The following is a 21,261-nucleotide window of genomic DNA, read 5'->3' on the forward strand; positions in this document are numbered from 1 at the left end:
CCCGGGACCTGAGATGATCGAGGGGCGATGACCGAGACGACAGGCTGTGTCGCGTGCGAGGGCGGGGCCGTGGCTCCGGACGGCCGCTGCTGGGACTGCGGCGCGGCGCAGCCCGGCTTCCGCTCTCACCTGGAGATCACGGCCTCGGACGGTGCGGCGGGCGTCAGCGACCGGGGGTTGCGGCGCGGCGTCAACGCCGACGCGATGGCGCTGGCCACGGTGGGGGCATGGACGGCCGGCGTGGTGTGCGACGGCGTGTCGATGTCGCCCCGTCCTGAGCGAGCCGCCCAGGTCGCCGCCGAGGCGGGTGTGACGGCTCTGGCGGCGGGTTTGCGCGCGGGCCTCCTGCCGGAGGACGCGCTCACGTCCGCCGCGATGCGAGCGTCCCGCGCGGTGTCCGCCCTGGCCGCACCGCCGCTCGACGCCCCTGCCTGTACGTACGTCGCCGGTATCGCCGGCCCCGAGGGGATCTGGACCTGCTGGATCGGGGACAGCCGTGCCTACTGGCTGCCCGACGAGGGCGTGGGGATGGCGCTGACCGAGGACGACGTCGGCGAGCACGACGCCCTGGCCGCCTGGCTGGGCGCCGACGCCGGCGAGCCGGAGCCGCGGATCCGCGGCTACCGCCCGCACGGTCCCGGCCTCCTGCTGCTGTGCACCGACGGCCTGTGGCGGCACCTCCCGGACCCGGATGCCCTGCGCGACCACAGCGCCCCGCACAGGCGCCCAGCCCCGCGCCACCACGACGCCCTGCACGAGCACAGCGACCTGCACGGACGCGGCAATGGGCCCGAGCACGGCGAGGGGCTTGGAAACGGCGAGGGGCCCGGGAACGGCGCCGCATACGGGCACGGCGGCCTTCTCCAGGGTGCGCGTTCGCTGGTGGGATACGCGCTCGACGCCGGCGGTCAGGACAACGTCACGGCGCTGCTCATCCCGGTAGCCGGGCCTCGATGCCGTCGAGGATGATGTCCAGCCCGAGCAGGAAATGCCGGTCGAAGTCGCCGTCGTCCACGTGCGCGTGCCGGGACAGCTCCGTCGCGTTGTCCTCCAGGAACCGGGCGACGCGCTCGCGGATCTCGGCGTCCGCGTCGGGCGTGCGCACGGTGGCCCACCAGGTGTTCTCGGCGGCCACGTATCCGTTCACGTAGTAGGTGAGGGCTCCGACGGCGGCGGTCAGGGCGGGGCCGCTCAGCCCGGCGGCGGCGAGGGCGGAGTAGAAGAGCCGGGAGCGGGCCAGCGCGTTCGGGCCGAGCAGGGGGCGGGTGCCGGTGAGCGCGGCCATCCAGGGGTGGCGGCGCATGACCTGCCTGCTCTGGGTGAGCTGATGGACGATCGTCTGCCGCCAGGCGCCGTGCTCCTCCGTGTCGATCTCCCCGATCACCTCGTCGAGTGCCAGGTCGAGCACGTCCTCCTTGCTCTTGACGTACTCGTAGAGCGACATCGTGCCGGCCCGCAGGCGCGCGGCCAGGGCCCGCATGGAGAAGCCGTTCACGCCCTCGGCGTCGAGCAGGGCGACGGCGGCCTCGACGATGCGCTCGCGCGACAGCCGCGGCCTGCGTACGCGGCGCGCGTCGTCGCGGAACCAGATGGATTCCGGCATCTCCCCCTCTTCCGTGCACTGTACGGAAAACCGTACGGCTAGCTTAGGCGCCCCAGACCACGACGCGAAGGAGGATCGATGACCGATTGGCAGCGCGACTACGCGACGCTGGCGCTGCGGATCAACCGGCTGGTCGCCGAGTCCGCGCTCAGCGGCACCCTGCTCATCTACAAGGGCCCCGAGGAGTGGGACGCGCAGGTGCGGAACGAGCCGCCGGCCACGCCGGGGAGGCTGGCGGACGACGCCGAGCGGCTGCTGGAGAGCGCCCCATCCCCCTACCTGGCCGCACAGGTACGCGCGATGCGGGCCGTCGCCCGGCACCTGGACGGGGAGCGGCTGCCGCTGGCCGAGTACGCGCGGGAGTGCCTGGGGCTGGAGCCGCGGCGGGTGCCGGAGTCGGTGTTCGAGGCGGCGCACGCGGAGCTGGACGCCGCCCTGCCGAAGGGCCCGGGGTCGCTGGCGGAGCGGCTGCGGGCGTGGCAGGCCGCGCACACGCTGGACGAGATCGACCGGCTGCCCGATCTGGTGGCCAAGGCCGTGACCGAGACGCGGACGCGGACGAACGCCATCGTCCCGCTGCCCGAGGACGAGGTGGTCGGCTGCCGGCTGGTGGAGGGTGTGGCGTTCCACGGGGCCGGCGACTACGAGGGCGGCCTGAGGTCCACGATCCACATCAACAAGGCGATCCCGTTCAACCTGGCCGACCTGCTGTATCTCGTCTCCCACGAGGGGCATCCCGGGCACATCGCCGAATCGATGCTCAAGGAGGGCCTTCCCGAACAGCGGGTGCGGTTCATGCTGTCCCCGTCGTTCGTGCTCAGCGAAGGGCTCGGCCTGCTCGCCGAGGAGATCATTTTTCCCGACGACGAGGCGCAGACCTGGCTGAACCAGCACATCTTCCCCGAAGTCGGCATCCGGCCCGACGGCAGCGACTTCGCGGCGATCCACCACGCCAAGAACGTGCTGTGGGGCGTGTGGGGGAACGCGACGTTCCTCGCCGTCGAGGGACGTGCCGACACCGAGGTGGCGGAATACCTGTCCCGGTGGTCGCTCTACAGCGACGACGAGGTGGCGGCCGCGATGGGGCTGCTCAAGCCGTCCCCGGCAAGCCCGTACATATTCGGATATTTCCATGGATGGGAGCTGTTGCGGCCCTGGGCCGCGACGCGCCCGGACCGGGTCCGGAGGCTGCTCACCGAGCAGCTGATCCCGTCCGACATCGCCGCCTAGCGCGCCCGCCGGATCAACGTCTCGGGCCCGATCAGGCTCCTCGCCGCCGGATCAGCGCCTCGACGCCGTCGAGCAGCAGGTCGAGCCCGAAGCTGAAGTCCTCGTCGTCCACCCAGCCCTCGGCGCCGCCCAAGGCACCCGAGCGCAGCGCGGCCGACAGGGACGGGTAGGTCTCGGGGTCGAGCACGCCGGCGAGCACCTCGCCGTAGTCGCCGGCCCCTGTGATCCCGGCCTCCTCCATCTGCGGGTCGCCGCCGCCGACGCTGTGGACGAGGGCCGCCTCGGTGAGCGCGTACCCGGTCAGGGCGCTCGCCACGTTGATCTTCTCGCCGTCGTCCAGGCCGGTGCCGTCGAGGGCGGCCAGGGCGCGGTCAAGCCACAGCAGCCGCCGCGGCCCCATGGGCGGGACGAGCCGGCCGACCGAAAGCAGCCACGGGTGGTCGAGCAGGACGTCGCGGTGGGCCCGCGTCCACAAGGCCAGGTAGTCCCGCCAGGGCATGCCCGCCGGCTCGGGCGGCAGCGGCGCCGCGCTGTCGGCCATGACGGTGAGGAGGTCCTCCTTGCTGCCGACGTACCGGTAGAGCGCCGTCGCCGCCACCCCCACCCGCGAGGCCACGCTCGCCATCGAGACCCCGGCCAGCCCCTCCGCATCGGCGATCTCGATGGCGGCGGCGGCGATCTTGGCCAGGTCGAGCCGCGGGCGCGGCCCCCGGCGCGTCACCGGCTCACGCCCCCACATGCGCTCCACCACGGACGGCAGCGACCGCTCCTGCGCCATCGAACTCCTCCTTGACCCGCTCCTAGGATTGTGCATTATCTTAAAACTATGAACGTCATACACAGTACGCCATTAACAGATTCCGTGCGCGCCCGAGGACTGACCAAGTCCTTCGGCGGGAACAAAGTCCTGGCCGGGATCGACCTGACCGTGCCGACCGGCTCGCTGCTGGCGCTGCTCGGCCCCAACGGCTCGGGCAAGACGACCACCGTGCGCATCCTCACCACGCTGCTCGCGCCCGACGGCGGCACCGCCACGGTGGGCGGCCACGACGTGACGCGCGAGGGCGTCGCGGTGCGCCGGATGATCGGGCTGACCGCTCAGCAGGCGACGGTGGACGATCTGCTGACCGGGCGGGAGAACCTGGAGCTGTTCGCCGGCCTCTACCACCTGAAGGGGCGCCGGGCCCGGCGGCGGGCCGAGGAGCTGCTGGAGCGCTTCGACCTGGCCGGGGCGGCGAACCGGCTGGTGGGGACGTACTCGGGCGGGATGCGGCGGCGGCTCGACCTGGCGGCCAGCATGGTGTCGGCGCCCCGCATCCTCTTCCTCGACGAGCCGACGACGGGGCTGGACCCGCGCAGCCGGGCCGAGCTGTGGTCGGTGATCCGCGAGCTGCTGGCCTCGGGCACCACGATCCTGCTCACGACGCAATACCTGGAGGAGGCCGACCAGCTCGCCGACCGGGTCGTGGTGATCAGCGGCGGGCGCGTCGTGGCCGACGACTCCCCCGCCGCGCTGAAGCGCCAGGTCGGCACCGAACGCCTGGTACTGCGCCTGTCCGCCACCGCGGACGCACCCCGCGCCGCGGCCGCGCTCGGAACCTATGCCGGTGTGGAGGAGCGGGAGCTCACACTGGCCCTCCAGGGCCCCGACCACCTGCGCCGCGCGCTGGACGCCCTGCACCGGGCCGGCGTCGGCGTCGAGCACGTGGAGCTGCGCACCCCCACGCTCGACGACGTGTTCTTCGAGCTCACGGCGGCCGCGGCATGAGCGGCGTCCTCACCGCGGCGGCCGACCTGCGCCGCCTCGTCGTCCGCGACCTGCGCCGCGAGGTGCGCGTGCTCGACGGCCTCATCGTGAACACCGCGCTGCCCGTGATCATCATGGTGCTGTTCGTGTACGTCTTCGGCGGCGCGATCACCACCGGGTCCAGCGGGCTGGCCTACATCGACTTCGTGGTGCCCGCCGTGCTGCTCATGTCGGGCGGGTACGGGGCCGCGCTGACCGCCGTGAACATCGCCGGCGACATGACCGGAGGCATGATCGACCGCTTCCGCACCCTGCCGATCGGCGGCTGGGTGGTGCCCGCCGGCCACGTGGTCGCCTCGGTGCTCCGCAACGTGGCCGCCTGCGGCTTCGCCCTGCTCGCGGCCGTCGTGCTGGGCTTCCGCCCGGATGCCTCGCTCGCCGACTGGGGGCTGGTGCTGGCGCTGGTGGCGGGGTACGTGCTGGCGATGTCGTCACTGGCGGTGCTCTGGGGGCTGCTGGTGAAGTCGACGCAGGCGGCGGGGGCGTTCAGCTTCGTCGTGCTGTTCCTGCCGTACCTGTCGGACGGGGTCGTGCCGGCCGAGACCATGCCGGCCGTGCTGCGTGACTTCGCCTACAACCAGCCGGTCACACCCGTCGTGGCGACTTTGCGGTCGCTGCTGCTGGACCTGCCGATGGGGTCGTCCGGGGTGGTGGCGGCGGTCTGGCTCGCGGGTGTGGTGGCGGTGAGCGCGCCGATCGCGGCGGTGCTGTTCCGCCGCCGGACGGCCGCCTAGCCGGCGCGGCTCTCCTCCGCCGTACGGCTCCGCGAGGACGCCACCACCATGGCCGCCCACACCACCCAGACCCCGGTGACCAGCCCGCGGATCCACCCGGGCCCCAGCGGGATGAGCGGGATCAGCAGCACCAGCCGGTCGAAGGCGTCCGCTGCGGCCAGCACGCCCACCACGATCGTGAACCACCCGAACACCGGCCGCAGGTCCCGCGACGCCGTCCCCAGGCACAGCCACCAGGCCGCCATGAGCAGCAGCGCGACCCCGGCCGGCGACGGGCCGTCCACGGCCGCCGCCACCACATCGAGCCCCAGCCCGGCCAGCCCCGTGAGGGTCCCCGCCACGATCAGCCGGTGCCTGCGCCGCAGGTGTGCCGCCACGGCGGGCGGCACACCGTTGGCGGACGGCCCGTTCCGCCCGGGATGCACGGCGCGGCGGGACCGCCACCAGAAGAGCCCGGCCAGCAGGCCCAGCACCGCCGAGCCGCCCAGCGCCAGCTGGGTCTCGACCTTGCCGACCCCTGACGCCCCGAACCAGTCGCACCCGGCGGGGAATCGCGCCGCGGAGGCGCTGAAGTCGGCGCACAGGTACAGCTTGACGAGCTTCACCGGCTCGGCCAGCAGCCGGTTCGTCCCGCCCGACAGCTCGGGCGCCCGGTCGGCGCAGACCGGGAGCACGGCGGGCGAGGACGTGCCGGTGTCCCCCTGCCAGCAGTTGCCGGTGCCCTGCCCGTCCCACCACACGTCGAGCCCGTTGGGCCGCCGCTCCCCGGTCGGGGCGACGCCAAAGACGTTGCCCTCGTACCGGTTGTAGTCGGAGGTGTCGGCCTGCTTGGCCAGGTCGGTCTCGCCCCTGATGAACGCGGGCACGCCGAACAGCTGGAACGCCGCCCGCCGGTGCCCCCAGACCCGGTTGTCCTCGAACACGTTGTAGTTGCCGCCGGCGACCAGCACGCCCGTGCCCGACGGGACGCCCACCTGCGGACAGACCACGCCCTGCTCGTAGCCGCGCTGGGCCGGGGGCTTGGCGCAGGTGCCGTCGCGTGTGTGCCGGTAGTAGTCGCGGTTGTTGTCGTAGATCTTGTTGTTCTCGAACCTGGCGTGGTTCTGCGGCAGGCCGGGGTGGGAGGGCCAGAGGCTGTCCATCGTGGCGCCCACCATGTTGTCGTAGAACTCGTTGTCGTGCACCCACAGGGAGTCGCCCGCGGTTCCCGAGTAGCCGAGCGCGTTGTCGTGGCTCTTGCAGCGGCGGATCTCGATGGCGTAGCGGGGGACGTCGTGGCCGCGGCCGTCGTTGATGTCGGCGGCGCTGCCCGGGTAGAGGCCGCCGTCGCCGTTGCCGTACGACTCGCAGTCGGTGTAGAGGCCGTGGTCGCTGGCGAAGGTGAGGAAGCCGTACTCGTCGTTCCAGCGGGTGAGGACCTGGTCGATGACGAAGCCGTCGGTTTCGAGCACGTACAGGGAGTTGAACGTGGTGCGCTGCGCGGTGAAGTTCTTGAAGTACACGCCGTCGGCGCGGTCGGCACGGACGGCGTTCAGCTTGCGGTACTCGGCGTCGATGATCACGTCCAGCGGGCCCGCGCCGGTGCCCTCGATCTGCAGGTCCTCTTTGCCGAGGATGGCGACGAGGTTCTGGTTGTGGGGGCATTGACGCTGCTGTTCGAAGCTGAGGATCTGGTAGCCGCCCTTGGCCCAGCGGGCGGGGAGGCGGGCGCAGTCGCCGGTGGGGGCGGCCTGGCTGGGCTCCTCGCGGTAGAGGCCGGGGAGGATGGCGATCGTCATTCCCGGGCGGTCGGCCCGGTCGACGGCCTCCTGTACGTGTCGCGACCCGTTTTCCTGACATTTCGTGAAGAGGCGGCGGTTGCGCTCTTTGAGCTCCTCCGGAAATTTCGCTATCCGACGCTCGAACTCGGCCTTGTCCGACTTGCAGACCAGCAGGTCGGGCTCGCCCGCCCGCAGCTGCGGCACCGTACCCGTGCCATCAGGCAGCGTCACCGGGCGCTCCTCGTGCGCGAAGGCGGCGCCGGCGGGTAACAGCATTCCTAGCGTGAACGCGGCGATGGCCGCGATCCTTCGCAAGGGGGCCATGACCGCGACAGTAGAACGATGCTCACGTTCTGCCCAGACCTAAAGGATCAGGCCGTGGTACGCGAGCGCGGAGGCGGCCGCCCGTGCACCCCGTGCCATCCGCGCTCCCGGCCCCGTGCTCGGCAGGATCCCTTCCACGGTCCCTCTCCGCCCCTCTTGCGGCCGGCGATTCGGCGACGAAGGAGGACCATGTCGTTTCCTGCTTCTTCGGGAACACGCTGGCCCCGTCTGCCTCCGGTCGACGGCTCCCGGGCGGCGAGGGCTGCGGCGAGGGCGGCTGAGAGGTCCCGGCGTCGCCGGCCGGCCAAGCGGTGCCGCAGGAAAGCCAGAGGCGCAGAGGCCGGCAGGCGATCATACGGAATGCGGGCCTATGGGGTCATGCCGGCCAGTGCCGCGTCGACGATGCGTTCGGCCAGGTCGGCCGGGAGGTCCCCGGCCGGGCCCCACTTGGTGTGCCACATCATGGTGCCGGTCAGGATGGCCATGCCCATGTCGACGTCCAGGTCGGCCCTGAGCTCCCCGGAGGCGATGCCGCGCTTGATCACGTCCCGCATCGCCGCCTTGCGGGGCTCGATGGCCCGTTTGACGAAGCGCTCCATCAGCTGCGGATAGCGGTCGGCCTCGCTCATCGCGATGTTGATCACGCAGCGGCTGCGGGGGTTGCCGGCCTCGCTGCGCATCGTGTCGAGCAGGCTGATCAGGTCGTCGCGCACCGACGTGCCGGCGAGCGGCGGCACCGGCGCCTTGAGCGTGGCGAGGGCGTCGACGACCAGGTCCTCCTTGTTGGACCAGCGCCGGTAGATGGTGGTCTTCCCGACGCCCGCCCGCGAGGCGATCGCCTCGATGGACAGCTCGGAGACGCCCATGCCCTCGCCGATCAGGTCGAGGGTCGCCTCGATGATCGCCTTCTCGGCCTTCTCACTGCGCGGACGGCCCGCGGGGCGGGCGGTCCCGGATTCCTGGATCGTCATCGCGGCCTCACACTACCGCTGGTTCCTTCTGTTCAGCCTGCTGGACAGGCTGGGGCTTGCCGGGCATCCACCTGGCCACCACCACGACGCCGAGCAGCGCGATCGCCGCCGACACCAGCGCCGTGACGTGCATGCCGTCGATGAACGCGGCGAACGCGGGCTTGATCAGCGCCTGGCCCCGCTCGCCGAGCGCCTGGACGACGCCCATCGTCGCCATGAGCGACTCACCGGCGGTGTGCTGCACGTCGGCGGGCAGGCCGGCCAGCACGGGCTCCATTCGGCCGCGGTAGCTGGACGACAGCACCGAGCCGAGCACGGCCACGCCGAGCGCGCCGGCGACCTGGCGGACGGTGTTGCTCATGGCCGAGCCGACGCCGGCCTTCTCCCTCGGGAGCGACTCCATGATGGCGGTGGTGGCGGGCGGCATGATGTTGGCCATCGCGGCGCCCTGGACGAAGAAGATGACCTCGATCAGCACGATCGGCGTGTTCTGGTCCATGAACGCATAGCTGCCCAGCGCCAGCGTGACGATGATCATGCTGACCGTGGCCGACAGCTTGGCGCCGAACCGCTCGTTCACCCGCTGGCTGAGCGGCGCGAAGATGAGCTGCGCGGCGGCGAACGGGATCATCAGCGCTCCCGCCTGCAGCGCCGAGAAGCCGAGCACGACCTGCAGGTAGAAGGTCAGGAAGAACATCCCGCCCATCATCGCGAAGAAGACGATGCCCATCATGGCGATGGCCGAGCTGAACCGGACGTTGGAGAAGTTGCGCACGTCGAAGACCGGGTGGTCGATGCGCCGCTCCCACCACACGAACACGCCCAGCACCGCCACGCCGATCAGCGCGGGCACCAGCACCTCGGCGCTGGCCACAGTGCCGAGGAAGCCGCCCCGGATGATGCCGTACACGACGGCCACCAGGCCGATGATCGACAGCACCACGCCGAACGGGTCCAGCTTCGACGGCTTCGGGTCCCTCGACTCGGGCACGATCGTGGCGATGAGGATCATCCCGATGACGACGATCGGCACGTTGATCAAGAAGACCGAGCCCCACCAGAAGTGCTCGATCAGCAGGCCGCCGGTGATCGGGCCGATCGCCACGGCGAGCCCGACGCCACCGGCCCAGATGCCGATGGCCTTGCCGCGCTCGGCGGGCGGGAAGACGTTGGAGATGATGGCCAGGGTCGCCGGCATGATCGCCGCGCCGCCGATGCCCATCGCCGCCCTCGCCAGGATCAGCTGCATCGGATCCTGGGAGTAGGCGCTGGCCAGTGAGGCCAGGCCGAACAGCGCCATGCCGATGAACAACATGCGCTTTCGCCCTGTGCGGTCACCGATCACACCGAACGTGAACAACAATCCGGCGAACACGAGCGTGTAGGAGTTGATCGCCCATTCCAGCTCGCTCTGCGTCGCTCCCAAGCCGGCCACCGGGTCGGCGATGGTCTTCATCGCCACGTTGAGGATCGTGTTGTCGAGCACGACCGCCAGGAGGCTGAACACCAGCACGCCCAGGATCGCCCATCGGCGCGGGTGCCCTGCGTTCGGATCCATGGAGACATCCTTAATTTCGATACGTCTGAGTTTCGCAACGACAACGTATCGCAAGCTATTCCGATACGCAACGGTCCCGTTTCGTAAACTCCTCCGCAACTCCGGACGCCCACCGGCTGCCGCCACGGCTCCCCCCGAGCACTGAGCCGAAGCAGTCGCGACCACAGAGCCCAGGCACTCCCGCACCACCGTCCTGCCTCGCCGCGTACCACCGCGTCCTCGGCCGCCGCCTGCTCGGCCAGCACCGCATAGAGCCGCGCGGGCAACGGCACCACGCAGCACCGACGCCCCCCGCCGCCACGGCACCGCCTCGGGTCACACCAACCCAAGCGCTGGCGCCGCCTCACGGACACCGGAACCTCGGCCTCACGGACACCGGAGCCTTGACGTCGCCCCATGGGCACCCAGGCCTTGGCGTCGCCTCACGCGCACACCATCCGGCAGCTCCATGGCCGCCGCGTCAGTGAGCCGGCAATCCCCACGACACGGCACCGACGCACCCTTCACCGGGGCCCGTGCGCCGCCCCGGCCTCAGCCCACCTGAGACGGGGCCGGCGTGGAGGCGGTCTGCACCTCGGCCGGTGCCTCCACCGGCACCGGCGAAGCACCCGTGGGACGGCGACGCCAGAACGGCAGGGCGACCAGCACCATGGCCACGCCCACCAGGCCCGCCACCATGAACGCCCAGGCCGGGCCGGGCCCGTCGATGACGGCTCCGGCGACGGGCGCCGCGGCGGCGTTGCCGATCAGCAGCGCGGTGCCGTGGAAGCCCATCGCCTCTCCCCTGGCGGTCGCCGGCACCCAGCTGCTGAGCCGGTCAACGGCGGACGACAGGGAGGGGGCGCACAAGATTCCGGCGGGAAGCAGGGCGAGGACCAGCCACCGCCAGTCTCCGCTCGCCAGCCCCACGGGGGCCGTCAGCAGGCCCATGGCGGCGATCAGCGTCAGAGGCGAGAAGCCACGCGGCAGCCCGCCGTACACGAACCCGCCGACCAGCGAGTAAACGCACCAGATGCCCACCGCGAGGCCGATCCACTGGGTCTGCCCGGCATTGGTCATGGTGGCGACCAGGGCCAGCTCCGTCGCGGCGAGCACGAACGTGGTCGCCACCGCCGTGCCGAGCAGCGCCCCGAAGGCCGGCGTGAACCACTCCCGCCTGGGCACCTTGCCCGCCCGCTCCTCGTGCTCCGCCTCCTCCGCCGCCGACCGGGTGGGCGGATTGAGCACGATCAGCCCCAGGCCCGCGACCGTCATGCCGCTCCCGATGAGCAGCATGGTCACGGTGCTGCCCAGGATCGTGATGCCCGCCACCGCCAGCGCGGGCCCCATCATGTAGGACAGCTCGACCAGCATGGAGTCCAGCGAGAAGCCGGTGCGTCGCTGCTGCGGGGGCACCATGGCGGCCAGGCACTGCCTGGTCACGCTGAACACCGGCGGCCCGAGCAGCCCCGCCAGCGCCGCCGCACCGACCAGGACGGGGAACGGCAGCGTCCACGCGCACGCCCAGAACACCATCTGCGCCACGGTGGTGACGATGATGACGGGCCGCAGGCCGTGCTTGTCAACCAGCCTTCCCGACAACGGGGAGCCGATCGCCATGCCGATCGTGCTCGCCATGGTGATCAGCCCCGCCTTGGTGTAGCCGAGGCCGAGGACCGTGGCCACGTGCAGGGTCAGCGCCATGGTCGTGGCCGTGGCGGGCACCCTGGCGAGCATCCCGACCAGCAGCAACGTCGGGATGCCCGGAATCTTGAGCAGTTGTCGGTAAGGATCGATAGCCATCGTCGTTCATGACCTCCGCCCTGATTCTCGCAAGCGGCACCGACAGTTTCGCCACTGGTTTTCCGCGCGTGACATCATCGGAAGGAGTCCGGGGACGCCATTGGGGCGCCTCGAGACGTTCCTGGAGGGTTTTCACATGTCCTCTTCAACCACGCTGTACGGCGGCGTCTCCGGGCGCCGCGTCACCGTCCGCGACCTCACCGCCGCCAAGGAGCGCGGAGAGCGGTGGCCCATGGTCACCGCCTACGACGCGATGACGGCGCGGGTGTTCGACGCGGCGGGCATCCCGGTCCTGCTGGTGGGCGACTCGGCGGCCATGGTCGTCTACGGCTACGACTCCACGCTGCCCGTCACGGTCGACGACCTGCTGCCGCTCACGGCGGCCGTCGTACGCGGGTCGTCGCGCGCCCTCGTGGTCGCCGACCTGCCGTTCGGCTCCTATCAGTCCTCGCCCCAGCAGGCACTGGAGTCGGCGGCGCGCTTCATGAAGGAGGCGGGCGCGCACGCCGTAAAGCTGGAAGGCGGCCGCCGGGTCATACCGCAGGTCGAGGCACTGGTCTCGGCGGGTGTGCCGGTCATGGCGCACCTCGGCCTGACCCCGCAGTCGGTCAACGTCCTGGGCGGCTACCGCGTCCAGGGGCGGGGGCAGTCAGGTGACGAGCTCATGGCGGACGCCAAGGACCTGGAGCGGGCCGGGGCGTTCTCGGTGGTGCTGGAGTGCGTGCCGGCCGACCTGGCGCAGCGGGTGACGACGTCGCTGGCGATCCCGACGATCGGCATCGGGGCGGGGGCGGCGACGGACGCGCAGGTCCTGGTGTGGCAGGACCTGATGGGGCTGACGCCGCGCCCGGCCAAGTTCGTCAAGCGGTACTCGGACCTGGCCGCCGAGATGGATCGCGCCGTGCGTGCCTTCGCCGACGAAGTGGCCTCCGGCACCTTCCCCGCCCCGGAACACACCTACACCTGACCGCGCCGTTCGCCTCATCTCGGGCGGACCAGGAACCGAACATACGCGTCCCACCCCGGACCTCTGCCGGGCCGGGGTGGGACGCATCGCTCTTTGCCAGGCACGGCTATTCGGGGTGAGACGCACCGCCACACGGCGCAGCGGGACCGGCGGCCCACGCGCCGCCGTGCCGCGCCACGCTGCGGGCAGGCTGTGTGGGGGCGGGGTCAGGGGCCTGCCCGTCCGATCAGTCGCCTGCCCCGCCGGGCGCGTCGCCACAATCGTGAAGGCCGAAGGACAGGCCCCCGTCCGCTTCGCACGCGGCGAAGCGCCCGCCGGAGGGTCCGCAGCACGGTCACGCGGCGACGGGTAGTGCGGTACCACGGCCGGTGACCACCGCCTGGCACGACGCCCGATGAGCACCGCCCGACACGGCGCGACGCGAGCACCACCCGACACGGCGCGACGCGAGCACCACCCGACACGAGCACCGCCCGACACGGCGCGATGCGAGCACCGCGCGATGCGAGCGCAGCGGCCATCTCGAGGGCGGGCGGCGGTCACACCGCGGGTGGCGAGCGGAGTCAGGGGGTGGCGGTGAGGGTGGCGGGGTCGGTGTTGGAGCCGCACACCACGACCGCCACCCGCTCCCCCGGTTCCGGCCGGTACGCCCCGGACACCAGCGCCGCGTACGCCGCCGCCCCCGCGTGCTCGGCCACCACCCTGTGCCGCTCCCACAAGGTACGCCGAGCCGCCACGATCGCCTCGTCGCTCACCAGCACGCTCTCCACCCGCGACCCGGACAGGATCTCGAAGGCCAGCCCGCCGAGCCGGGTGGCGCCCAGGGCGTCGGCCGCCACCCCGCCCACCTCGACCGGCACCGGCTCACCGGCCCGCAGCGCCTCGCGGAGGGTCGGGATCCGCTGGGGCTCGACGGCGACGATCCGAGGCGGCGGCGCCGCGCCCTCGGTGCCCACGGTGATCCCGGCGGCGAAGCCGCCGCCGCCGACGGCGGCCACCACGGTGTCCACGCCGCCGGTCTGCTCCATGATCTCCAGCCCGGTGGTCCCCTGCCCTGCCACCACCTCCGCCTGGTCATAGGCGTGCACGGTCAGCGCCCCGGTCTCTGCCGCGCGCTTGCCCGCCGCCTCAGCCGCCTCGGAATAGATGGCACCGGTCTGGGTGATGTGCGCCCCGAGCGCCGCCAGCCCGGCCACCTTCACGGGGCTCGTCACCTCGGGCACGAAGATCTCCGCCCGCACCCCCAGCGTCTTGGCGGCGTATGCCACGGCGAGCCCGTGGTTGCCCCCGCTGGCCGCGATGACCCCGCTGTCGGGCAGCTGCCCCGCCGACAGGATCCGGTTGAACGCCCCGCGCACCTTGAAGGACCCGGAGTGCTGGAGCAGCTCCAGCTTGAGGAAGAGACCCGGCGAGATCTCCAGCACGGGCGTGCGCAGCACCAGCCCGGAGATCCGCTCGGCGGCGGCCAGCACGTCTCGGTAACCCACAGCGGTCATGCAGTCCCCTATCCAAGCCCATCGAAGCCCGGCGAGCTTCCAACTATGCCAGCGCCTGGGAGACGTCGGCCCAGAGGTCCTCGGGGTGCTCGATGCCGACCGAGATCCGCACGGTGCCCTCGCCGATCCCGTTCCTGGCCAGTTCGTCCGCGCTGAGCGCCCGGTGGGAGGTCGTGGCGGGGTGCAGCACGAGCGTCTCGACGCCGCCGAGCGACGGGGCGAGGAGCGCGAGGCGTACGGAGCTCATGAACTTCTCCCCCGCGGCCCTCCCGCCGGCCAGGTCGAACGAGAACACCCCCCCGAAGCCGGGCAGCAGCTTTCCGGCCAGCTCGTACGACGGATGCGAGGGCAGCCCCGGCCAGTGCACGGCCGTCACGGCGGGATGCGCGGCGAGCCTGGTGGCCAGGAACTCGGCGTTGGAGCAGTGGCGTTCCATGCGCAGCGCGAGCGTCTGCAGCCCGCGCAGCGTCAGCCAGGCGGCGAACGGGTCGGCCGAGGCGCCGAGCTCGATCGCGAAGTGCCAGACCCGCTCGTAGAGCGCGGTGTCGGCGAAGACCGCCAGGCCGCCGACCACATCGGTGTGCCCGGACAGGTATTTGGTGGTGGAGTGCACGACGATGTCCGCCCCGTGTTCGAGGGGACGGCACAGCAGCGCCGTGGCGAACGTGTTGTCGACCACGGACAGGATCCCCAGCTCCCGGGCCGCCGCGCACATTCCGGGCAGGTCGGCCACGAGGGTCGTCGGGTTGCTGATCGTCTCCAGGTAGACCAGCCGGGTCTCGGGCCGGACGGCGGCGCGCAGGGCGTCCGGGTCGTTCTCGGGCACGTAGGTGACGGCGATCCCGAACCTGCCGGTCAGATCGTTGATCATCGCCGCCGTCCCCCCGTACAGGGCCTGCTGGGCGATCAGGTGGTCGCCGGGCTTGAGCAGGCCGAGCAGGACGGTGTTGATCGCGCCCATGCCGGAGCCGGTGGCGATGGCGCCCGCGCCGCCCTCGAGCCCGGCGACGGCCAGCTCCAGCGAGCGGACGGTGGGGTTGGTGTAGCGCCCGTACACGTACGCCCCGTCGGGACGGCCCATCGCGTCGGCCATCACAGCTGGGTCGTCGAACGTGAACCCGGACGTCTGGTAGATCGGCACCGTGATCGGACGGCTGTCCTGAACGGGCGGGTGGGGGACGTGGACGGCCCTGGTCTCGGGGCGGAATTCGGTCATACGGAGAGGATCCCCCACTCAGGGGGTCGGCATCAGAGCCAATCCTGCAGAATTGGTCCATGAATGGGGCCAATCTGGACGACCTTGTCGACCTGCTGGGCCGGTGGGCGTCGGGGCGCGGGCCTCTGTACCTGCTGCTGGCGTCCCGGCTGCGGGTGCTGATCGACGACGGCGTGCTGCCGCCGGACGAGCCGCTGCCGCCGGACCGGGTGCTGGCCAGGCGGCTTGCGGTGGGCCGGGGCACCGTGGTGGCGGCGTACGACCTGCTGCAGCAGGAGGGCCGCGTGGTGCGGCGCCAGGGCAGCGGCACCCGGGTGGCCGCGCTCGACCTGCCCGCGACCAGGACCGCCGACGGGGTGCCGGCCAATCCGCTGATGCAGCACATCCTGCACCCGCCGGACGGCGTGCAGCTGCTGACCTGCGCCGCGCCCCACGACCCGCCGGCGGCGATGTTCGAGGCGTACGAGGAGGCCGCGGCGCGGCTGAAGGGCACGTGGGACCTGGGCTACCAGCCTGCGGGGAACCCGGCTCTGCGCGCTGCACTCGCGGACTACTACTGTGCGCGCGGCCTGCGCACCACGCCCGACGAGATCATGGTGACGACAGGCGCCCAGCAGGCGCTCACGCTGCTCACCGCGCTGCTGGTGGCACCGGGCGACACCGTGCTGACCGAGTCGCCGACGTACCCGGGGGCGCTGGAGGCGTTCAGGCACGCGTCCGCGGTCGTCAAGCCGGGCACACCCGAGCAGCTGCGCGAACGCCCCGCGCTGGCCTACTTCGTCCCCACCGCGCGCAATCCGGACGGCGCCGTCATGCCCAACTCCGAGCGCAGGCGGCTGGCGGCGCTCGCCGCCCAGTACGACGTGCCGCTGATCGATGACGAGGTCTGCGCCGAGCTGTGCTTCTCGGGCGAAACGCCGCCGCCGACGGCCGCGTACGGGCCAGGAAACGGACAGGTCGAGCAGGTCGTCACGGTCGGGTCGCTGAGCAAGCTGGTCTGGGGCGGGCTGCGCGTGGGGTGGATCCGCGCGGCGGCGCCGCTGGTGTCGCGCCTGTCCAGGCTGCGGGCGGTCCACGACCTCGGGGGCGAGGTCCTCGGCCAGCTCGCCGCCGCGGCGCTGCTGCGCCGCCTGGACGAAGTGCGCGAGGCCCGTGTGCGCACGCTGCGCGCCCGCCACGACCACCTGTGCGCCGAGCTGCGCGAACGCCTCCCTTCGTGGTCGTTCGAGCCGGCCCGCGGAGGCCAGACGATCTGGGTGCGGCTGCCGCGCGGCGAGGTCGACGCGTTCGCCCAGGTGGCGCTCAGGCACGGCGTCGCGGTGCCGCCGGGCCGGTCGTTCGACCCTCTGGGCGGGCACGCCGGCCACATGCGGCTGCACTTCCTCTTCCCGGAGGACGAGCTTTCGCGAGCGGTGAACAACCTGGCCGCGGCCTGGGCATCCTTCGACGGGGCAGGGCGGGCGGTGTCCCGCCACGCCCTGATCGTCTGACAGGGTGGGTACGTGGAGACGACCTTCGTACTTGTCCATAGTCCCTCCGTCGGTCCGTCGACCTGGGCGCCCGTGGCCGAGTCGCTGGAGCGCCGCGGGCACGCCGCCGTGGTGCCCGACCTGACCGGCATTTCCACGGGCGGGCCGCCCTATTGGCCGCGGGTGGTGGCGGCGGTGCGTGACGCCGCGCCCGCCACGCCCGTGGTGCTGGCGGTGCACAGCAACGCCGGGTTCTTCCTGCCGCTGATCAAGGAAGGGCTGGGCGATCGCGTGGTGGCGTGCGTGTTCGCCGACGCCCACATCCCGCCGCGCGACGGGCTGATCAGGGTCGCGGAGGAGGAGTTCCTGCCGTTCCTGCACGACCTGGCCGGCCCCGACGGCGTGCTGCCGCGCTGGACGGACTGGTGGGACGAGGAGGACGTGGTGGCCATGCTGCCCGACCCGGCCACGCGGATCCGGGTGGCCGCGGAGCAGCCGCGGCTGCCGCTCGACTACTACACGCAGTCCATCCCCGTGCCCGCCGGGTGGGACGAGATCAGGTGCTCGTGCCTGTGGTTCGGAGCGCCGTACGACAAGGTCGCCGAGGAGGCGCACCGGCGGGGCTGGCCCGTGGACCGCGTGCCGGGCGGGCACCTGCACCAGATCGTCGACCCGGAAGCCGTCACGGACGCGCTGCTGAAGCTCTCCCGAAAGTCGTGAAGGTCGTGAATTCTTCACTGCCGCCCGGAGTGCCTGTCCCGAAATAGTCGGACACATGACAGCGATCCAGGTCAACGGGCTCACGAGGAGCCATCAGGGCTTCGAGGCGGTGAAGGGCATCTCGTTCGAGGTGGCCGAGGGAGAGATCTTCGCGCTGCTCGGCAGGAACGGCGCGGGCAAGACCACGACGGTGGAGGTCCTGGCCGGCTTCGGGCGGGCGGACGGCGGCCGGGTGCGGGTGCTCGGTCTCGACCCGCACACCGACCGCGCGGCGCTCAGGCGGCGCACCGGGATCATGCTGCAGGAGGCCGGCTTCTTCCCCGACCTGACCGTCGCCCAGACCGTGGACACCTGGCGCGACTTCACCGCCGCCCCCCGCCCCCGCGACGAGGCGCTCGGCCTGGCGGGGCTGACCGGCCGGGCGGCCACCAAAGTACGCCAGCTGTCCGGCGGCGAGAAGCGCCGGCTCGACCTCGCGCTGGCCCTCCTCGGGCGGCCCGAGGTGCTGTTCCTCGACGAGCCGACCACCGGCATGGACCCCGAGGCCCGCAGCAGCACCTGGGACGTGGTCCGCGGCCTGGCGGCTCAGGGGACCACGATCCTGCTGACCACGCACTATCTGGAGGAGGCGCAGCGCCTGGCCTCCACCATGGCGATCATGGACGAGGGTGAGATCGTCGCCTCCGGCGGCATGGCGGAGACGCTGGCCCCCCGCGGCGGGCGGGTGGCGTTCCGGCTGCCCGCGCACGTCGACCCCGGTGACCTGCCGCTGCCGGTCACCGTGGAGGGCGGGCACGCCGTCTGCCGCGCCGAGGACCCCGACCTGGCCTCCCAGACACTGCTGACCTGGGCCGCCGAGCGCGGGCTGCGGCTGGCGGGCCTGGAGGTCCGCACCGCGACCCTGGAGGACCTGTTCCTCGACCTGCAGCGGAGCGCCCGATGAGCCTGGCCGCCACCTACCGCCTCGGCACGCGCCTGTTCTGGCGCGACAAGGCCATGCTGTTCGCCTCGGTGATCACGCCGGTGGGGCTGGCCGTCGGGATGCCGCTGCTCATGCGGCACATGACGACCGGCGGCGTCGCCGCCGCCACCTCGATCTTCCATGGCACCCTCGCCATCCTGCTGTCGATCACCGCGTTCATGAACATCGCCGTCGCCCTGACGAACCGCCGCGACCAGCTCGTGCTCAAACGCCTGCGGGCCAGTGAGCTGACCGACGGGCAGATCCTCACCGGTCAGATCGCCTCCACGGCCACGCAGACCCTGGCCATGATCGTGGTCTGCGCGGTGGCCGTGCGCCTGGCGGCCGGCGTGCCTCTGCCCGCGAACCCCCTGGCGTTCCTGGGGGTCGCCGCTGCGGGGTCGGCCGTGCTGTCGCTGCTCGGGGCCGCGTACACGGCCGCGATCCCGCGCGCGGAGCTGGCGGGCGTCTACACCATGCCGGTCTTCCTGGTGTGCGGCGTCTCGGCGGGCGCGATGGGCCCCATCCCTCTGCCGTCGTGGCTGCGGGAGGTGCTGGACCTGCTGCCGACCACGGCGGTCGTGGACGCGGTCAAGACCGGCGACCTGGCGGGACCCGTCCTGATCCTCACGTCGTGGGCGATGGCCGGGCTGGTCGCGATCAAGCTGTGGTTCCGCTGGGAACCCCGTCGGTCATAATCGATCGTGCTCTCGACCTCGGCCAGGCGGGTCGCCGGCGGCCTCATCGCGGCCGTCTCCGTCGCCTACACCGTGATCGCGCTGCTGTACTTCCTGCACAGCCCGCTCTATGGCGCGGGGGCCGGCCTCGCCATCGCCGCCGTCGTCGGCACGCATCTGCTCAACATGCGGGCGGGTCTGCGGGGCGAGCGGCCTTCGCGCTACCCGCTCACGCTCGTGCTGCAGGCGGTCGTGACATACCTGCCCGACTTCCTGCTGCCGGGCGGCTGGTCCGCGGTGGCCGCCCCGATGCTGGCCGGGACCCTGCTGGTGTTCCTGCCGCTGCGCTGGGGCACGGCGCTGGTGGGGCTGATGATGGTGTACGAAGGCGTCGGGCTCTCGATGATCGTTCCCGTTCCCGTGATCGTCGCCTTCTACGTGGTCACCGTGCCCACGACGGGCGCCATGACGTATGCGCTGGTCCGGTTCGTCCGCGTCGCGGCCGACCTGGAGCAGGCCAGGGCCGAGCTGGCGGACGCCGCCGTGCTGAAAGAGCGCCTGCGGATCTCCCGCGACCTGCACGACGGCCTCGGCCGCAGCCTCACCGCGATCGCGCTCAAGGGCGACCTCGCCTCCCGTCTCATGGACCGCGACCCCGCCTCGGCCCGGACCGAGGTGGGCGAGCTGGTACGGGTGGCCAGGGAGGCGGCCCAGGACGTGCGCCAGGTCGCCAGGGGCTACCGGGCCATGTCGCTGACCGGCGAGGTGAACCGGGCGGTGGCGCTGCTGGAGTCGTCCGGCATCGGCTGCCAGGCGCACCTGGCCGACGTCGCGCTCCCGCGGCGCTCGGAGGAGGCGCTGGCCTGGGCCGTGCGCGAGGCCGTCACCAACGTCCTGCGCCACAGCAGGGCCACCACCTGCACGATCACCACCTCGGCGAGCGGCGGCGCGGTCCGGCTGGAAGTGGCCAACGACGGCTCCCCGCCGGAGCCGGGACCGCCCGGCGGCGGCCTCACCGGCCTGGCCGAACGCGCCGCCCAGGCAGGCGGCGTCTGCACCGCCGCCCCGGCGGGCGCGGGCGGCTTCCTGCTGTCCATGGAGGTCCCGGCGGAGAGCCCGGCATGATCAGAGTGCTGCTCGCCGAAGACATGCACATGATCCGGGCCGCCCTCACCGCCCTCCTGCGCCTGGAAACCGACATCGAGGTCGTCGCGGAGGTGACCCGCGGCGACGAGATCGTGCCCGCCGCGCTGGAGTGCCGGCCCGACGTGGCCGTCGTGGACATCGACCTGCCGGTCGTCGACGGCATCACCGCCGCCGCCACGCTTCGCGAGCGCCTTCCGTCCTGCCGGATCCTCGTGCTCACGGCGCTCGGCCGGCCCGGCCAGGTACGCCGGGCGCTGGCTGCAGGCATCGAGGCGTTCCTGGTCAAGGACGCCCCGGGCGACCGGCTGGCGGACGCGATCCGGCGCACGGCGGCGGGGCTGCGGGTGCTGGACGCCGAGCTGGTGTCGGCGGCGATGGAGTACGGCGAGAGCCCGCTCACTCCCCGGGAGGCCTCCGTGCTCAGGGAGTCCGCCAGGGGCGCGTCCGCCGAGGAGATCGCCGCCCGCCTCCACCTGTCGCCCGGCACGGTACGCAACTACCTCACCGGCGCGATCACGAAGACGGGAGCCCGCAACAAGATCGACGCCATCCGGATCGCCGAGGACGCCGGCTGGATCTGACCCCCGGACCGGCTCCGACCCCGCGACGGCTCGCCCTTTTCTCGGCACGTCAGCGCAACTGCCCTGCGTCCCTCCCCACCTCGCCGTACTTCGGCGGCGGCCCTTCGGGGAAGAGGAGCAAGGAGCATGGTGGCGAGCACGCCCGCCCACCTCAGCCGAACCCCCTCGCTCCCAAAGGCGGCAGGCGCACGCCGCCGGGGTGGGAGCCGTACCCCCCCGCCCAAAGGACCCCAGCAGTACCCTCCCCCCAAAGGACCCC

General features: G+C 72.2%; 19 protein-coding genes. 11 read left to right on the forward strand and 8 right to left on the reverse strand.

The genetic code is table 11. The features are described 5' to 3' along the window. Positions 1-27 precede the first annotated feature (27 nt). Positions 28-969, forward strand: a complete 942-nt coding sequence (locus ID574_RS33520) for a PP2C family protein-serine/threonine phosphatase (RefSeq protein ID WP_188192986.1) — start codon at positions 28-30, stop codon at positions 967-969. Here the strand turns inward: ID574_RS33520 and ID574_RS33525 are convergent. Further along, on the reverse strand, positions 932-1,603 hold the full coding sequence (locus ID574_RS33525; protein ID WP_188192987.1) for a TetR/AcrR family transcriptional regulator: 672 nt from the start codon (positions 1,601-1,603) through the stop codon (positions 932-934). The two genes, ID574_RS33520 and ID574_RS33525, sit on opposite strands and share 38 nt — an antisense overlap. 78 nt (positions 1,604-1,681) lie before the next feature. Between ID574_RS33525 and ID574_RS33530 the strand changes: the two genes are divergently transcribed. Continuing rightward, complete coding sequence (locus tag ID574_RS33530) at positions 1,682-2,833, forward strand: hypothetical protein (RefSeq protein WP_188192988.1); 1,152 nt, start codon at positions 1,682-1,684, stop codon at positions 2,831-2,833. A 31-nt stretch (positions 2,834-2,864) separates the two neighbouring features. On the opposite strand, the gene ID574_RS33535 is transcribed toward ID574_RS33530, so the two are convergent. After that, positions 2,865-3,611, reverse strand: a complete 747-nt coding sequence (locus ID574_RS33535) for a TetR/AcrR family transcriptional regulator (protein WP_188192989.1) — start codon at positions 3,609-3,611, stop codon at positions 2,865-2,867. A gap of 84 nt (positions 3,612-3,695) precedes the next feature. Here ID574_RS33535 and ID574_RS33540 point away from each other — a divergent pair, with 84 nt between their 5' ends. Together ID574_RS33540 and ID574_RS33545 are read left to right on the forward strand one after the other, a co-directional pair. Further along, positions 3,696-4,601, forward strand: coding sequence for an ATP-binding cassette domain-containing protein (locus ID574_RS33540; protein ID WP_336245577.1), 906 nt, complete (start codon positions 3,696-3,698; stop codon positions 4,599-4,601). Continuing rightward, complete coding sequence (locus tag ID574_RS33545; RefSeq protein ID WP_188192991.1) at positions 4,598-5,374, forward strand: ABC transporter permease; 777 nt, start codon at positions 4,598-4,600, stop codon at positions 5,372-5,374. The genes ID574_RS33540 and ID574_RS33545 overlap by 4 nt, the downstream gene beginning before the upstream one ends. Here ID574_RS33545 and ID574_RS33550 read toward each other — a convergent pair. From ID574_RS33550 to ID574_RS33565, 4 genes are all read right to left on the reverse strand, one after another. Further along, positions 5,371-7,458 (reverse strand): right-handed parallel beta-helix repeat-containing protein, encoded by a 2,088-nt coding sequence (locus tag ID574_RS33550; protein ID WP_188192992.1) that lies wholly within the window; start codon positions 7,456-7,458, stop codon positions 5,371-5,373. The genes ID574_RS33545 and ID574_RS33550 overlap by 4 nt on opposite strands. Before the next feature lie 368 nt (positions 7,459-7,826). Then, positions 7,827-8,429 (reverse strand): TetR/AcrR family transcriptional regulator, encoded by a 603-nt coding sequence (locus ID574_RS33555; protein ID WP_188192993.1) that lies wholly within the window; start codon positions 8,427-8,429, stop codon positions 7,827-7,829. 7 nt (positions 8,430-8,436) lie between these two features. Further along, positions 8,437-9,987, reverse strand: a complete 1,551-nt coding sequence (locus tag ID574_RS33560) for an MFS transporter (protein ID WP_188192994.1) — start codon at positions 9,985-9,987, stop codon at positions 8,437-8,439. 531 nt (positions 9,988-10,518) lie between these two features. Then, a complete protein-coding gene (locus ID574_RS33565; RefSeq protein ID WP_188192995.1) occupies positions 10,519-11,769 on the reverse strand; it encodes an MFS transporter in 1,251 nt (416 codons plus the stop codon). 136 nt (positions 11,770-11,905) lie between these two features. Between ID574_RS33565 and panB the strand changes: the two genes are divergently transcribed. Beyond that, on the forward strand, positions 11,906-12,736 hold the full coding sequence (gene panB / locus ID574_RS33570) for a 3-methyl-2-oxobutanoate hydroxymethyltransferase (protein ID WP_188192996.1): 831 nt from the start codon (positions 11,906-11,908) through the stop codon (positions 12,734-12,736). 563 nt (positions 12,737-13,299) lie between these two features. Here the strand turns inward: panB and ID574_RS33575 are convergent. Beyond that, the gene (locus ID574_RS33575; protein WP_188192997.1) at positions 13,300-14,232 is read right to left on the reverse strand and encodes a serine/threonine dehydratase; all 933 of its coding nucleotides are present in this window, start codon (positions 14,230-14,232) and stop codon (positions 13,300-13,302) included. 43 nt (positions 14,233-14,275) lie between these two features. Further along, a complete protein-coding gene (locus ID574_RS33580) occupies positions 14,276-15,448 on the reverse strand; it encodes a trans-sulfuration enzyme family protein (protein WP_188192998.1) in 1,173 nt (390 codons plus the stop codon). A gap of 59 nt (positions 15,449-15,507) precedes the next feature. On the opposite strand from ID574_RS33580, the gene yczR reads away from it, so the two are divergent. From yczR to ID574_RS33610, 6 genes are read left to right on the forward strand one after another with little or no spacing between them, the layout of a single operon-like run. Next, positions 15,508-16,938 (forward strand): aminotransferase-like domain-containing protein, encoded by a 1,431-nt coding sequence (yczR, locus tag ID574_RS33585; protein WP_188192999.1) that lies wholly within the window; start codon positions 15,508-15,510, stop codon positions 16,936-16,938. A gap of 12 nt (positions 16,939-16,950) precedes the next feature. Then, the gene (locus ID574_RS33590; protein ID WP_188193000.1) at positions 16,951-17,637 is read left to right on the forward strand and encodes an alpha/beta hydrolase; all 687 of its coding nucleotides are present in this window, start codon (positions 16,951-16,953) and stop codon (positions 17,635-17,637) included. Between the two features lie 55 nt (positions 17,638-17,692). Continuing rightward, a complete protein-coding gene (locus tag ID574_RS33595; RefSeq protein WP_188193001.1) occupies positions 17,693-18,580 on the forward strand; it encodes an ABC transporter ATP-binding protein in 888 nt (295 codons plus the stop codon). After that, positions 18,577-19,296 (forward strand): ABC transporter permease, encoded by a 720-nt coding sequence (locus ID574_RS33600; protein WP_188193002.1) that lies wholly within the window; start codon positions 18,577-18,579, stop codon positions 19,294-19,296. Before ID574_RS33595 ends, ID574_RS33600 begins: the two co-directional genes overlap by 4 nt. Before the next feature lie 6 nt (positions 19,297-19,302). After that, positions 19,303-20,400 (forward strand): sensor histidine kinase, encoded by a 1,098-nt coding sequence (locus ID574_RS33605; protein ID WP_188193003.1) that lies wholly within the window; start codon positions 19,303-19,305, stop codon positions 20,398-20,400. Beyond that, the gene (locus ID574_RS33610) at positions 20,397-21,002 is read left to right on the forward strand and encodes a response regulator transcription factor (protein WP_188193004.1); all 606 of its coding nucleotides are present in this window, start codon (positions 20,397-20,399) and stop codon (positions 21,000-21,002) included. The genes ID574_RS33605 and ID574_RS33610 overlap by 4 nt, the downstream gene beginning before the upstream one ends. Positions 21,003-21,261 lie beyond the last annotated feature (259 nt).

The sequence above is a fragment of the Nonomuraea sp. SYSU D8015 genome (assembly GCF_008065375.1).
Classification (GTDB): Bacteria; Actinomycetota; Actinomycetes; order Streptosporangiales; family Streptosporangiaceae; genus Nonomuraea.